General features: G+C 35.9%; 15 protein-coding genes. 1 reads left to right on the top strand and 14 read right to left on the bottom strand.

All coding sequences use genetic code 11. The annotated features are described in order from the left end of the window. Nucleotides 1-23 precede the first annotated feature (23 nt). From BN853_RS04355 to BN853_RS04290, 14 genes are all read right to left on the bottom strand, one after another. A complete protein-coding gene (locus BN853_RS04355; protein ID WP_030004738.1) occupies nucleotides 24-1043 on the bottom strand; it encodes a sugar kinase in 1020 nt (339 codons plus the stop codon). Between the two features lies 1 nt (nucleotide 1044). Further along, a complete protein-coding gene (locus tag BN853_RS04350) occupies nucleotides 1045-1518 on the bottom strand; it encodes a NanQ anomerase/TabA/YiaL family protein (RefSeq protein ID WP_030004737.1) in 474 nt (157 codons plus the stop codon). After that, nucleotides 1515-2528: a sugar kinase gene (locus tag BN853_RS04345; protein WP_030004736.1), complete on the bottom strand. Its 1014-nt coding sequence runs from the start codon at nucleotides 2526-2528 to the stop codon at nucleotides 1515-1517. The genes BN853_RS04350 and BN853_RS04345 overlap by 4 nt, the downstream gene beginning before the upstream one ends. After that, entirely contained in the window at nucleotides 2528-3166 is a 639-nt protein-coding gene (locus tag BN853_RS04340) for a bifunctional 2-keto-4-hydroxyglutarate aldolase/2-keto-3-deoxy-6-phosphogluconate aldolase (protein WP_030004735.1), read from the bottom strand. Before BN853_RS04340 ends, BN853_RS04345 begins: the two co-directional genes overlap by 1 nt. Nucleotides 3167-3235: 69 nt before the next feature. Next, a complete protein-coding gene (locus BN853_RS04335; protein ID WP_030004734.1) occupies nucleotides 3236-4777 on the bottom strand; it encodes a glycoside hydrolase family 28 protein in 1542 nt (513 codons plus the stop codon). 11 nt (nucleotides 4778-4788) lie between these two features. Beyond that, nucleotides 4789-5310: a hypothetical protein gene (locus BN853_RS04330; protein WP_030004733.1), complete on the bottom strand. Its 522-nt coding sequence runs from the start codon at nucleotides 5308-5310 to the stop codon at nucleotides 4789-4791. A 1-nt stretch (nucleotide 5311) separates the two neighbouring features. Beyond that, nucleotides 5312-5806 carry a hypothetical protein gene (locus BN853_RS04325; protein WP_030004732.1) on the bottom strand — a complete coding sequence of 165 codons (495 nt, stop codon included), beginning with the start codon at nucleotides 5804-5806 and terminating at the stop codon, nucleotides 5312-5314. After that, nucleotides 5796-6917, bottom strand: a complete 1122-nt coding sequence (locus BN853_RS04320; protein ID WP_030004731.1) for an ABC transporter ATP-binding protein — start codon at nucleotides 6915-6917, stop codon at nucleotides 5796-5798. The genes BN853_RS04325 and BN853_RS04320 overlap by 11 nt, the downstream gene beginning before the upstream one ends. A 3-nt stretch (nucleotides 6918-6920) precedes the next feature. Continuing rightward, entirely contained in the window at nucleotides 6921-7460 is a 540-nt protein-coding gene (locus BN853_RS04315) for a hypothetical protein (RefSeq protein ID WP_030004730.1), read from the bottom strand. Between the two features lie 2 nt (nucleotides 7461-7462). Continuing rightward, nucleotides 7463-7993 (bottom strand): hypothetical protein, encoded by a 531-nt coding sequence (locus tag BN853_RS04310; RefSeq protein WP_030004729.1) that lies wholly within the window; start codon nucleotides 7991-7993, stop codon nucleotides 7463-7465. Nucleotides 7994-8062: 69 nt separating this feature from the next. Then, a complete protein-coding gene (locus tag BN853_RS04305) occupies nucleotides 8063-10159 on the bottom strand; it encodes a type 2 periplasmic-binding domain-containing protein (RefSeq protein WP_030004728.1) in 2097 nt (698 codons plus the stop codon). 37 nt (nucleotides 10160-10196) lie between these two features. Further along, nucleotides 10197-11066, bottom strand: coding sequence for a carbohydrate ABC transporter permease (locus BN853_RS04300; protein ID WP_030004727.1), 870 nt, complete (start codon nucleotides 11064-11066; stop codon nucleotides 10197-10199). Between the two features lie 9 nt (nucleotides 11067-11075). After that, nucleotides 11076-12143 carry an ABC transporter permease gene (locus BN853_RS04295; RefSeq protein WP_030004726.1) on the bottom strand — a complete coding sequence of 356 codons (1068 nt, stop codon included), beginning with the start codon at nucleotides 12141-12143 and terminating at the stop codon, nucleotides 11076-11078. Beyond that, nucleotides 12143-12703, bottom strand: a complete 561-nt coding sequence (locus tag BN853_RS04290) for a hypothetical protein (protein ID WP_052591235.1) — start codon at nucleotides 12701-12703, stop codon at nucleotides 12143-12145. Before BN853_RS04290 ends, BN853_RS04295 begins: the two co-directional genes overlap by 1 nt. A 64-nt stretch (nucleotides 12704-12767) precedes the next feature. Here BN853_RS04290 and BN853_RS04285 point away from each other — a divergent pair, with 64 nt between their 5' ends. Next, nucleotides 12768-13646, top strand: coding sequence for a pectinesterase family protein (locus BN853_RS04285; protein ID WP_030004724.1), 879 nt, complete (start codon nucleotides 12768-12770; stop codon nucleotides 13644-13646). The last annotated feature ends 3 nt before the right edge of the window (nucleotides 13647-13649 follow it).

The raw sequence follows: 13649 nt of genomic DNA, 5'->3' as shown, positions 1-13649 counted from the left end.
ATAAGTCACCTCTACTATTATTTTTAACGTTGAACGCGGCCAGAACCGTCTCCTTTGGCTAGCGTTTCAACTTCTTTTTCGTCAACTAAATTATAATCTCCAAAGATTGTATGTTTTAATGCACTTGCAGCAACTGCAAATTCAAGTGCTTCACCTTGTGTTGGTTTTGTTAATAACCCGTGAATCAAGCCTGCTGAGAATGAATCCCCACCACCGACACGATCAACGATACGGATTTCATATTTTTTTGAATAATAAAATTCATTACCGTTATAAATTAACGCACTCCAGCCGTTATCACTTGCTGAATGTGATTCTCTAAGTGTTGTCACTACGTATTTAAAACCAAATTCTTTTTGCATTTGTTCGAAAATACGTTCGTAACCTTTGTGATCTAGTTCACCTTTGGTTACATCGCCACCTGGCTTAAATCCTAAGGTTAGCTCAGCATCTTCTTCATTTCCAATGCATACGTCAACGTATTGCATTAAATCCTTCATTACTGCTTGAGCTTGTTCAGGTGTCCATAATTTCTTACGATAATTCAAATCAACTGAGACTGTCACACCATGTTTCTTAGCAGCGATACATGCTTGCTTAGTTATTTCAGCCCCTTGTTTTGAAATTGCAGGGGTGATTCCTGAAAAATGGAACCATTTTGCATCTTGAAAAATAGCGTCCCAATCGAATTCATCTGCTTTTGCAAGTGCAATAGCAGAATCGGCTCTATCATAAATCACTTTTGAAGGTCTCATTGATGCACCATGTTCTAAATAATAAATACCAACACGTTCACCGCCCCTAACGATAAATTCTGTATTTACACCAAATTTTCTAAGTGAATTTACTGCACTTTGACCAATTTCATGTTTTGGTAGTTTTGAAACAAAATATGCGTTGTGTCCATAATTAGCTAATGATACCGCAACGTTGGCTTCACCGCCACCGTAAACCACATCAAAACTATCCGCTTGAACAAAACGATTTTTATCTGATGGAGATAATCTTAACATGATTTCTCCTAAAGTAACAACTTTACTCATCCTATTTACCCTCCGATAACTTTATTTTAAATACTGCTTTGATAACTTCAGTATTAGGTTTATTTTCTAATTTAGGCATGTGTAACTCGTCTTTTAAAACAAGTGCAAACATCCCTTCGGTTAGCAATACTCTTGTGAAATCACTGGTTGCTTGACCTTTTAACACGTCTTTATCTTGATCATATTCATGTGTTACCCTAAAAGACGTTGTGTCTTTTGGCATGTAACCAAAATATTCTTCACCTTTTAAGACTAGTTGAATATCACCAAATAGTTGATGAGATTCAAAAAAGCACTCCTCTTGTGGTCTAGCGACATAATTCTCGCGTAACAACTTAACTCTATTTGTAACCACGTCATATTTACCCGGTTCAATCGTAATCAAATTCGTTTGTTTTATATAATCAACAACGGTTTGAATTTCTTTTGACAAACTGACGTATTTATCTAAATTACTAATATGATCGACAATCATCTGATGACTTTCCCGCTTTCGTTTTGCATGTAATTAAGGACATCTTTTTCGTATAGATTTAAAGAGTCTCCCCAAATGGTATGTTTTAATACGGAGGTTGCGAGTCCAAATTTTAAGACAAACTCTAAATCCTCTTCTTTATTTAATAGACCGTGAATGATCCCTGCAGCAAATGCATCCCCACCACCAATACGGTCATAGATGTTAAACCTTATTGGGCTTACCTCGTGGGTTTCTTTTAGTGTCATAACGTAGGCACCAAGCGCATTATCGGTCGCTGTATAAATCGTTCTTTTTGTCCCAAACAAATACTTGATTTGATAGGTATCCATCAATTTTGTTAACAAATCGGTGTCAATTTTTTCTTTTATCGTTTCACTTGAAGTGATACCAAAAAGATTAATTGCGTCAAATGGTGATGTAAAACAGACATCAACGTATGGCATCACTTTCTTATAAAATGGTTTTGGATCAATCTCTTGCCACAATGTCTTTCTGTAGTTACAATCAAAACTGACCGTGACACCATATTGTTTGCAAGCCTCTAGAAATTGTAGAAGTACATCAACAACTTGTTGACCTAAAGCCAAATTTATACCTGAAAAGTGAAACCACTTTGCATCTTGAAAGATTTCTTTTAGATCAAATTTTTCAATATGTATCGATGTAATTGCGGCGTATTTTCTGTTATAGATCACTTTGGATGGTCTTCCACCAAAGCCACTTTCAAGAAAATAGATGCCAATATTACTTCCACCACGATCAACAAACGATGTGTTTACCCCATTGCCTTTTAGATGCTTAATGGCACTATCACCAAGTTGATTATTAGGTAATCGTGAAATAAAGTAAGTATCGTGCCCAAAACGTGATAAACTGACTGCAACATTTGCCTCTCCGCCACCGTAGTTTGCGATAAAATGATGTGCTTCTTCAATGGTATTATACTCAGGTGAGGTTAGCCTTAGCATAATCTCACCAAAAGTTAATATCTTTGTTTTGTTAATCATTAGCTTCTCGCGCGCTTAACCGCCTCAACAAATGCTCTTGCATTAGCAGTGACGCCTTCAAAATCACCCGTTTTAGCTGGTGCAGTTAATTCACCGCCAACACCAACTGCAACCACACCATTTTTTATCCATTGTTCAACGTTATCTAAGCTAACGCCGCCCGTTGGCATGATGTTAATGTTAGGTAATGGTCCTTTAACTGCTTTCACATACCCAGGGCCAAATGCACTACCTGGAAATAATTTAACGACTTCTGCCCCTGCTTTTTGAGCCGTTAACATTTCTGTTATTGTCAAACAGCCTGGCATGTATGGCACACCTAATTTTTGACAAAGTTGTGCACTTTCTAAATCGAAACCAGGGCTTACAATGTATTTAGCACCTGCATCGATCGCAATTTGTGTTGTTTTTGCATCAAGTACTGTACCAGCACCCAAAATTAAATCCTTAGGATCGATTGTCTGAGCCAGTTTTTTAATTACTTGATCTGCGTTTGGTACGGTAAAAGTAAGTTCGATTGCTGGTAGGCCGCCCTTAATGCATGCCTCAGCGATTTGAAATGCTTCTTCTGCGGTAGTTGCTCTAACTACAGCGACGACACCAACGTCTGTAATACGTTTAAGTACGTCATTTTTCATTGATAAATCCTCCTATTTCCCCATCGTCTATTATATCATACGCTATGTTATAATCAAATACTTGTTTATTTATAATTGAATATCGCTGTGTTTTACACTAATTAGTTCAACGGCTTTTCCATCATGACCTTGGATATCGACATTCTTTACAAAAACTTCATCCACGTGATTGAAATATAAACCTTGCTTAATGCGAGGTTCTAAGAAACTCATCATAGCAGGTACATCCGCAATCGGTTCATTAGAGTAAGTGAATTTGATATTTTCAAGCGAAATCTTTTTGATTGGCTGTTCAGGTAATCCGTAAAAGAAACCTGCGGACACGTGTGCATTTTCACACACCATGTCTTTAAATGTAAACTCACCTAAGTAAGGTGTACGTTCATCGACTGGATGTGTTTCTTTACTCCAAACGTATTCTGTTTTCCCATCTGGATCACAAAAATAATACATATTCATCACTAGCGGTGTTAAAACATCTTTCATATAAATGTTTTCAAATGTAATACCATCGATGATCGCATCTTTACCTCTACCACGTCTTGTCTTAATACGAAGACCACGGTCGGTTTGATTGAAGTAACACTGTGTTACAAATATATTTTTCATGCCACCAGCCATCTCGCTGCCTAGAACAACCGCACCATGACCAAACTGCATAATACAGTTTCTAATGTAGACATTTTCACATGGCGTTTTATACTTTCTACCCATCTCATACTTACCTGATTTTAACGCAATACAGTCATCGCCAACTGAAAAATTGACACCGATGATATTGACATCTTTACACGACTCAGGATCACAACCATCGGTATTTGGTGATTCTTTTGGTGATTCAATCACCATATCGATAAAATCTAAATTGTTTGAAAAATATGGGTGTAGGTTCCAAGAAGGTGTGTTTTTTACTGTAATTCCTTGGAATCCAACGTTATTTGAATGTGCTAGATACAAGCCATTTGGTCGCCATGCACCACGTTTAACACGATGGTTTTCCCACCAGTCACCATTTTGTGCATTGCCATCAAAGACGCCTCGTCCAATCACTTTTGTATTTTCAACATTAAATCCTGTAATCATTGAAGCAAATTGATTATCAGGTGTCCCTTCCCACGTGCCTAACTCATAATTTGTCCCGTCATGAAAAACGGTATGCGATGGCATTTGAGGGTACTTGTTTCGATCCGTTAAATAAATCAAGGTTGCTTTTTCATCAAGCTCAAGTAATAAATCACTCTTTAAGAAAATTGGGCCTGTAAGATAAGTGCCCTCAGGAATGAATACTCTTGCCTGCTTTGGTGCCGCCATGATCGCCATTTGAATGGCTTGTGTGTCTTCTTTTATACCATCACCGATTGCGCCAAAGTCTTTGACATTTAGTGAGGTTGACTCCATGTCTGTTTCAAATGTAATACTTTCACCTAAAACCGACACGCGATATGTCGTCTTTGGTTCTAAATGATAAATCGAAAACACATTGGTTTTAACTTCTTTTAGTACGACTTGATCATTTACTAAGACATCAAATGGATTTTTTGAATAGTAAATATCTTTGTTATCTAATTCGAATGTAAAACTTCTTGAACTTTTAAAAATACATTTAAACATTACAAATCTCCCTATTTTTTATTTTTATGTTGTGCTAATATGACTATATTTCTCAGGTTTATCCAGAGATAATCGATCAAGAAATAGAGTATTCCAAAGGTAAATGGTCCAATTGAGTTTGATTTTCCAAACAGTAATGAGTCAATTGATAAATGATACGGTCCAATCACCCATTCAGTTAATAAAAAAATCACAAGAACAACAATAAACTGATAAAGAAGTGATAACCAAATTGATAAATATCGTTTATCAGTGCGATATTGTAAATACTGCAAGGTTGGTTTTTTATCATTATTCATCATCTTGATAACATTTTGAATCAGATATTCACCAGCTATAGTCAGTAATAAAACCAACATAACGTATCGATCGAGCGAATCAAAATTAGGCATCAAAGTGGCAAATGCAAGCATGAATACTGCGCCACCAGTCCAAAACTTCAAAAACCCGATTTTTATACCGGGTGGAATTTTTGAAAATTTGTCGATTTGATATGGACTTAATACTTTTGGATCTTCTTGTTTCTTAGACAATTTACTCAGCTACCTTTACATATTTATAATTCGTATATAGCCATGCAAAAACGTTGGCAATTACATATAATACCCCAGATATAACCATGATTAAAATTGATTGATTCATTGTTGCCGTTTTTTCTACCACTTGATTTACACCATTACGTATAACACCTGTAGTAGTTTCAAAGGAAATCAATTTGATGTATTGAAAAATAACGAATAATTGAACTAAAGTGACTAAACTAAACACAACAGACGATATCGGTGATTGTGTTTTACCAAATGCGAATACCGTAAACATTATCAAGACTGCTAACATCATGACAACGAACATATAAAACCCACTAACTGCTGAAAATAATGGTGTAATTGCCTGAATGTGGGTTCTCATTGTTGAGGTCAATATAACAGAACTTAATACGGTAAGTATTACTGGTATTTGATGTCTAGAATACTCGTACCATCTCGTTAAATTAAGTTTTATTTTAGATAATATGGTTTTATTTTCCATTCTTTACCTCCATGTTGATACGAACAGTTGTATTTTTGTCAAAGAAATGTGATTGGTTTATATCAAAATTGAGGATTACTTCCTCACCAATTTTATACTCTTCTCTAGAATCAATTTTGGAAATAATTGCTTGGTTGTTAAATTTAGCGTGTAACAAGCTATGAGCACCCAATAATTCAAATAAATCAACGGTCGTGTGAATGCCTAAAGAAGTTTCATCTAAACACTTACGCTTGACTTCGATAAATTCTGGTCTTACTCCTAATATGATAGGTTTGTCCAGTTGGTTTTCTTCTTTAAGTCGGTTCATGATATTCACATCAGAGATTTTGATTTTATCTTCACCAATAACGAAATAGCCATCTTTCGTCACCACACCATCAAAGAAATTCATTGGCGGTGTTCCTAGAAATCCAGCGACAAACACATTGTGAGGAAAGTCAAATAGTTCTGAAGGGGTACCTACTTGTTGAATGTACCCGTCTTTCATTACTACAATTCGATCCGCAAGTGTTAATGCTTCGATTTGGTCATGGGTAACATATATCATCGTAACGCCTAATTTACCGTGTAATTCTTTTAATTCTTTTCTCATGACACCTCTTAACTTAGCATCTAAGTTCGAAAGTGGTTCATCTAATAAAAATACTTTTGGATCTCTAACAATTGCGCGTCCTAATGCGACACGCTGTCTTTGACCACCTGATAAAGCTCTTGGTTTACGATTTAAATAAGGTAGTAACCCTAAACGAGTTGCTGCATCCATGACTCTTTCATGGATAATATCGGAATTTTCTTTTCTTAATGTTAAAGAGAATGCCATGTTATGATAAACGGTCATGTGTGCATAAAGTGCATAATTTTGAAAGACCATCGCAATGTCTCTGTCTTTTGGAGCGACACTTGCCATTTCTTTTTGATCGATAATTAAACTACCTTTTGTAATTTCTTCTAGTCCTGCAATCATTCTTAATGTTGTTGATTTACCACAACCAGATGGCCCAACTAAAACAATGAATTCACCATCTTTGATGTCTAAATTGAAGTCAAACACAGCTTGAACCCCATTCGGGTAAATTTTATTTAAATTACTGATTTTTACTTCTGCCATGTCTTAAACCTCCTTTAAATACGCTTCTAGCTTACTGCTCTTTTGAAATGCATCTAAGCCAGATAATATGAGTAGTGTGCCTGTTATGCTTAAAAATACGATTGATCGAACTTGAACTCGATCGTATTCTTCCGCCTTACTTTTTAATTGATTTGCTTGTTTAATTTCTTGTTCGGTAGGTACTTCTTTTTCCAATAATAACTCTGCTTGTTCTCTTGAATCTGTTGACCATTCACTAATGTTCATTGGCATCCAAAAAATACGAGCAAAGGCAAGTACACCGATTAGCATAACGATAACACCCCAACGTTTGTTATACACTTTCATTTTTTCCATTCCTAGAAAAACAATTAAAAGCATAATGATGTTTAGAAGAATCTTTACACCGATTTGAAATGTTGGTATGACACTGGTTGAATTAATCACTGTAAATAAGTTAACAACGTTAAAAAGAATGGCAAGTAAAGCTAGATAATAAGAACGTTTATTTGGTTGATAACGTAGTTTTTCGACTTTTGGTCTTGTTAATTTCACTTCATTCATTTTTACTTACCTGCCTTTCTCTTATTTGCACTAATTTGGTATTTCTTAATTGTAACGATTGCAACAGGAACTGAAATAATAACCATAACACTTGATAATACATACCCAATAATAAAGGTATTTAGATTGTAACTACCACCATTAAAAACAAAAGCTAAACGAGCTGGGCTATCTTCTGGTCCAAAGGCTTCGATAAATTCTTTCATTAATGGTGTAATACCAATCACTATCATTATGGCCGAAACGATAAATAATAAACTCGATAATAGTCCTAAAATTAAATTACTGATGTAATAGTTTTTTCTTTTTTGTGATTCAAACATTAAGTTTAACCCGCCCAGTGCAACTGCCATTAAGCCAAACGTATAAATGACACGGTTAACTTTTTGTGCATGGTTAAAAAATTCTTCATAACCAACCGTTTGAGCATAAGCAAAATTGGTTGCGAAGCCTAATGCGTAAATAAATAGGATAATAGCTAACAAAAAATAGCTTAGAAAAGAAATTTTTTGCCACTGTTTTAAATTCAACATAATAAAAGCTCCTAACTTTAAGGGTGATGCGAGGCCTGTTTCCAGGCCTGCACACACGTTTTAATTTAATTATTTACCGTTAACTCGATCTAGTGCTCTTTCATAAGCTGGTAAATAAATGGTTTCATAAGCATTGACGTTGTTATACATCATCGTTGCCATGTATTCATTTCTTGTTAATGATTCACCTTCACCGCTGAATCCGTATTTAACTAATAATACTACTTTTTCTGTTGACCAAACGTCTCTATAAGTTGCTGATAAAGCGATTTGATCTGATTCTGACTTAGTTAATGCATAAACAGAAGGTGTTTGAGCGAACCAAGGGTTAGTTGATTCTGTTTGACCTGCAAGTTTAAATACGCCTGCATTTACTGCTGTATTAATTCTTTCAATACCTGTCTTACCTTGATCAGATAATGTTTGATATTCAAGACCTAATGTACGGATATGACCAACTGGCATTGTACCACCAAGGTATTGACGGTAATAGTTAATCATGTTACCACCAGCAAGTTCATCACGTTGAGCTTTCGCTGCGTCTGAGATTTTTGGAATTTCAACACCATTATACATGATAGTTCCATCTTGCCATTCGTCTGGTCCGAAAACAAATAAGTTTTCGCCTTCAGTTGAATATAGATAGTCAACAAGTACTAAAGCTCTTGCTAATTTTTCTTTACCGTTTGATCCATCAAGAATTGTTGAAGGAATGCCCCAAGCTTCTGATTTTAATGAACGGCTTGATTCTGTGAAATGGAAGTAGTTGCCATCACCTAACCAGTCGTTAACTGGAGGTAAGATTGCTTCATTTCTGAATGTTGAATCAATTGCTGTTGCTGAGGTAACATAACCTGTTGTTGTTGATGAAGCGTTAAAGTCAAAGCCCATGAAACCTGTAGCTTCTTTAACTAGGTTGTCTCTAAATGAACCGCCGCCACCTTCAAAACCTAATTCAGGGTTTTGAACGATTAAACCATCACCATATAGGTTTGATAAATTATCAACCATGTCTAAAGTCTTCGCTTGTGTTCTAGTATCAACTAATTTACCATCAGTTCCATAGTAGAAATATTCATTTCTTGACATAACGCCACGAATACCGAATGTTTCACCAAAACGAACTAGATTTAGTAAACGTGAACCTGACTTATCACGTGGATATAAGACTTCAACACTTGACTTGATACCATCACTGTGTTCTCTAGTTAAATATTTAGGATTTGCTTTAAGAACATACATTAATGCAATCATTTCATCGACATGGTATGATGCATCCGTACCAACAAATACGTCAGCTAATGAAGCATAACCTTGGTCGCCATAAACGTCTTCCATGTAAGCGATGAATGCTTCTGCCATTGTTTTACCTGTCTTAGTAGGTAAGTCTTTTAATACGTCAATTACGTTTTTAGCATACGTTTTAGATACAACGCGAGTTGTGCCATCCGCATTTGCAACGGTTACTTTAACGTCAGTCATTGAATTTGGATTTGTCTTAACATAAGATATAGATCCTGTGTAAGCTTCTGAATCAAAGTCAACTGTCCCTTGAGGTGCATTTTCTTTGTCTAAGATATCAGTAATCCAGTCAATACGTGCCACTTGCATTAATTCAATTTCACCAATACCATCGAAGTAAGGTGTAAAGTAAACACCACCATCTGCTGAAGTCATAGATTGTTTGATTGCAGGATTTGCAGTTAGGAATGCTTCAAGATTAGGCATTAAGTACATGTAATCATTTAGATCAATGAACTTACCTGCAACACCTTGTTCAGCAATACCAGCACCTGTACCGTTAACTAGGTCTATACCATCAAAACCTTCGGTAACTAAGCGAGTAAATTGTGCATTTGTGTTTTCATCTGACGATGAAGAACCGTTTGAGAAGTTAATATTTAAGTTTTCACCAATAGCTTCCCAAATTGGCATAATATCACCTTTACTATAGGTTTTGCCATTTAATGCCACATACGGTGTGTCCTTGTTGTAGGTAATAAAGTTATTACCTTGATAGTTAATTGCTACATTTAATGCAACATTCTTTGTGGCGTCATTGACTAATTTTTCATCGTCGTTTCCACCATCGCCATTAGTGTTGTCACATGCTGCTAATCCAACAAGTGCAAAAACCAATGTTAAAACTGTGAGAATTCTTTTCATTTGTTTGTCTCCCTTTCTATGAATATTCTCTAAAACTCTATTCTTTAACCCCACCAACGTTTACACCTTGTGCAAAGTATCTTTGCAAGTAAGGGTAAATGATGATGATAGGTATAATAGACATCACAATCATCGCATAAAGCATGGACTGAGTTGAGTAGTTGTAATTAAACAAACTTTGATCCGGGTCATTAACGGTCGTATCTAAATAGATTCTTAGAAACACTTGTAATGGGTGATCAACATCCGGAACTAAAATACGATTCCAGAAATACCCGTTCCAACGATTTAATGCGTAAAACAGTGTTACAGTTGCCATCGCAGCTTTTGACATCGGGATGTAAATCTTCCATAGCACTTGAAACTCATTTGCGCCATCAATGATTGCTGCTTCTTCGATTTCCTTAGAAATACCCGAAAAGTAGTTTCGAAGTAAAACAATATTAAATGCTTGTGCACCAAAGGCAAAGATAATTCCCCAACGGCCATCGACACCTAAACGTTTATAGTTTAAGTAGGTCGGAATCATCCCAGCACTAAACCACATGGTAAATACGATTAAGAAGTTAATTTGTCTTCTAAATATCAATCGGTCTTTTGATAGTGCGTATCCGGCAAATACCGAAATCAACATACTAAATAATGTCCCATACAAGGTATAGAATATCGTATTTGAATAAGCTATCCAAAAACCTTTAGCGTATTGTCCTCTGATAATATCATTAAATGCATCCCATTGAACATCAACAGGAAATAAGACGACGGATCCTGACTCAACCGCTTGTCTACCAGAGATAGCGGATGAAAAGGTGTATATAAATGGATAAAGTGCGGCTATTGCAAATAATGTAGCTACAGTATACGCAAGCACTTTAAATATTAATTCTGTTTTATCTAATCTGTTCATAAGTGCCCCCTAGAATAATGACGTTTCAGATACACGTCTGCTTACAAAGTTCGCGCCTAGAACTAACATCATCGCGATAAGTGAGTTGAATAAATCCGCTGCTCCGGCAAATGATACAGAGATTTGAGATCCCCCTCCGGATGCACCACCACCGCTCATTAAGCTACCCAAACGAATGACGTAGGTTGATAGTACGTCTGAAGTTGAGTAGTTTTGTACGTCATAAAGTAACAATACTTTTTCAAAACCAACCGATAGTACTGATCCAATTCTTAAGATCAACATGATCGTTAAGGTCGGTGCCATACCAGGTAGGGTCACGTATCTAACTTGAGCTAATTTATTAGCACCATCAATACGAGCCGCTTCGTAGCTGACTGGGTTAATCCCCATGATTGCAGCAAAGTAGACAATCGAACCATAACCAGCCCCTTGCCAGATATCTGAGATGATGTAAATAGATCTAAAATATTCTGGTTCAATACGGATATTGACACCTTGTTCGACAACACCTAGATTAATTAAGAGTTGTGTGATAACACCTGGTGCAACCGTGCCACTTTGATTACCACCAGCAAGCATCAAGGAAACAATACTTGTGATAACAACCATCGATATGAAATTTGGTAAGTAACTCAAAATTTGAGTGATACTTCGATAAAGCTCATTCTTAATTTCACTAAAGAATAACGCCAGGATAATTGGAATCGGAAACCCGAAAATTAGGCCATACATACTAATCGAAAATGTATTTCTAAAGGCTCTCCAAAACTCTACCGTACGTGTTTGATCAGAGAACATTAAATTTTTAAGAGCAAAGAACCCATAAAAATCTTGATCACCAATCGCTAATGCGTTGTCGTAATTCTTAAAAGCAACCATAATACCAGATATTGGTAAGTATCGTACTAGAAAGAAAAACATAATGACTGGAATTAACATTAAGTAAAGCGCCCAGTCTTTCTTTACTTGTGCCCAATAGCGTTTCCACTTAGTGCGTTCCATTTCATCGATAATTTTTTCTCTGCGCTCGACTTGAAGCACATCTTCTTGAATGATTATTTGATCATTCTTCATCATTCCACATCCTTTTTATGAAAGTTATTCAAATACTTTCGCATGTCTACTAAGAAATTCGGTTGTATGCGCATCACTATTATTACAATTAAGCCTAAAATGAAATTAGCTAAATGGTAGAGCAGTAAGGCAACTATACTAAACTGAACCTGAAACATGACTTGTGATAGCCCTTGCAGACTAATTAAACCTAGATATCCAATGATATAGTAAAGCAATGAGGTATATATGTCTGTTTTAATATCAATTGAACGTTTACTTAAATAGTTCAAATAGATAAAACCGACGACTAAACCTAAATTAGATAACGCACGTACCATCATTAATGAAGTACTCATCGATGTAAACATGATCAAATCAGTAACAATTATTGCCAAATTCAACCACAACCCTTGTTTGCCCCAGCGTACATAAGCAGCTAAAATCATTGGGTAAGAAAGTGTGATTAATATGGTGCGATTCATCCCCATAAATCCAAAGATTTCACCAGCAATTTCAGAAAATACGGCAATACTTGCTAGAATAATTAAATCAATGGCCATAAATTTGTTAATACTCATTTGATCATCCTCACTTGTGTAATCAAACACTTCCGGTTATAATTATTTTTACGGAGGATAAGTTATGATTACATTACATTTAAATCAATTGAACAACTTAGATGACGTTTTGTCATCTTACAACTCGGAGGAACCCATTAAAATTTTCTTGGCGGAAGGTATTTATCATTTAAAACTCACCATATCAAGAAATAATCTACATTTTATAGGCATTCCAAATAAAACCGTTATCACCAATAGTGATTACGCTTTCAAATTACACCAAGATGGCCTTCTTTACAATACGTTTCGTACACAAACCGTTTTAATTACAGGTTCAAACGTCGTTTTTGAAAACATTACCATCAAAAATGAAGCAGGTCGAGGTGACCGCATTGGTCAATCCATCGCATTAAGTGTCTTTGGCAACCACAACCGGTTCATCAATTGCGACTTAATCAGCAATCAAGACACCTTATTTATTGGTCCATTGCCTAAAGAACTCTCAGTTAGATACGATCATATCTTGTCGATTGATGAGCAAACCACGTCTGTGGGTCAACATTATTTTCAAGGTTGTCGTATTTCTGGTGATGTGGACTATGTCTTTGGTAGTGGTACGGCACTTTTTGACGCTTGTACGTTTATTTCAAGTGAATCTGGGTACGTTTTTGCCCCATCGACATTTGAAGAAACGCCTTATGGTTTCATAAGTTACCAAAGCACTTTTAAATCAACCAGTGATACCTATAAAGTCATTTTAGGCAGACCTTGGCGAGATTTCGGCAAGGTCCACTTAATTGATAACACATTTTTATCACCCGTTGAACCTAATCGATTTGACGATTGGTCAAAAGATGCGTACTTCTTTTTTGAATCCCCCTACGTTAATTCCCCTTATAGTATCCCCGTAAGTGATGATTTAATAACGAAACTATTAAAGTTTATCGAAGAAATTCGATAACTT

It is taken from the genome of Paracholeplasma brassicae (assembly GCF_000967915.1).
GTDB lineage: Bacteria > Bacillota_I > Bacilli_A > Acholeplasmatales > UBA5453 > Paracholeplasma > Paracholeplasma brassicae.
The sequence above is the reverse complement of the archived record's forward strand: the minus strand, read 5'-3'. Positions and strand labels throughout refer to the sequence as shown.

Coding starts and splice junctions, on each gene's coding strand:
- BN853_RS04285 (WP_030004724.1), top strand. CDS start 12,768: ATGATTACATTACATTTAAATCAATTGAACAACTTAGATGACGTTTTG.
- BN853_RS04295 (WP_030004726.1), bottom strand. CDS start 12,143: ATGAAGAATGATCAAATAATCATTCAAGAAGATGTGCTTCAAGTCGAG.
- BN853_RS04290 (WP_052591235.1), bottom strand. CDS start 12,703: ATGAGTATTAACAAATTTATGGCCATTGATTTAATTATTCTAGCAAGT.
- BN853_RS04300 (WP_030004727.1), bottom strand. CDS start 11,066: ATGAACAGATTAGATAAAACAGAATTAATATTTAAAGTGCTTGCGTAT.
- BN853_RS04325 (WP_030004732.1), bottom strand. CDS start 5,806: ATGGAAAATAAAACCATATTATCTAAAATAAAACTTAATTTAACGAGA.
- BN853_RS04315 (WP_030004730.1), bottom strand. CDS start 7,460: ATGAATGAAGTGAAATTAACAAGACCAAAAGTCGAAAAACTACGTTAT.
- BN853_RS04345 (WP_030004736.1), bottom strand. CDS start 2,528: ATGATTAACAAAACAAAGATATTAACTTTTGGTGAGATTATGCTAAGG.
- BN853_RS04310 (WP_030004729.1), bottom strand. CDS start 7,993: ATGTTGAATTTAAAACAGTGGCAAAAAATTTCTTTTCTAAGCTATTTT.
- BN853_RS04320 (WP_030004731.1), bottom strand. CDS start 6,917: ATGGCAGAAGTAAAAATCAGTAATTTAAATAAAATTTACCCGAATGGG.
- BN853_RS04355 (WP_030004738.1), bottom strand. CDS start 1,043: ATGAGTAAAGTTGTTACTTTAGGAGAAATCATGTTAAGATTATCTCCA.
- BN853_RS04305 (WP_030004728.1), bottom strand. CDS start 10,159: ATGAAAAGAATTCTCACAGTTTTAACATTGGTTTTTGCACTTGTTGGA.
- BN853_RS04340 (WP_030004735.1), bottom strand. CDS start 3,166: ATGAAAAATGACGTACTTAAACGTATTACAGACGTTGGTGTCGTCGCT.
- BN853_RS04335 (WP_030004734.1), bottom strand. CDS start 4,777: ATGTTTAAATGTATTTTTAAAAGTTCAAGAAGTTTTACATTCGAATTA.
- BN853_RS04350 (WP_030004737.1), bottom strand. CDS start 1,518: ATGATTGTCGATCATATTAGTAATTTAGATAAATACGTCAGTTTGTCA.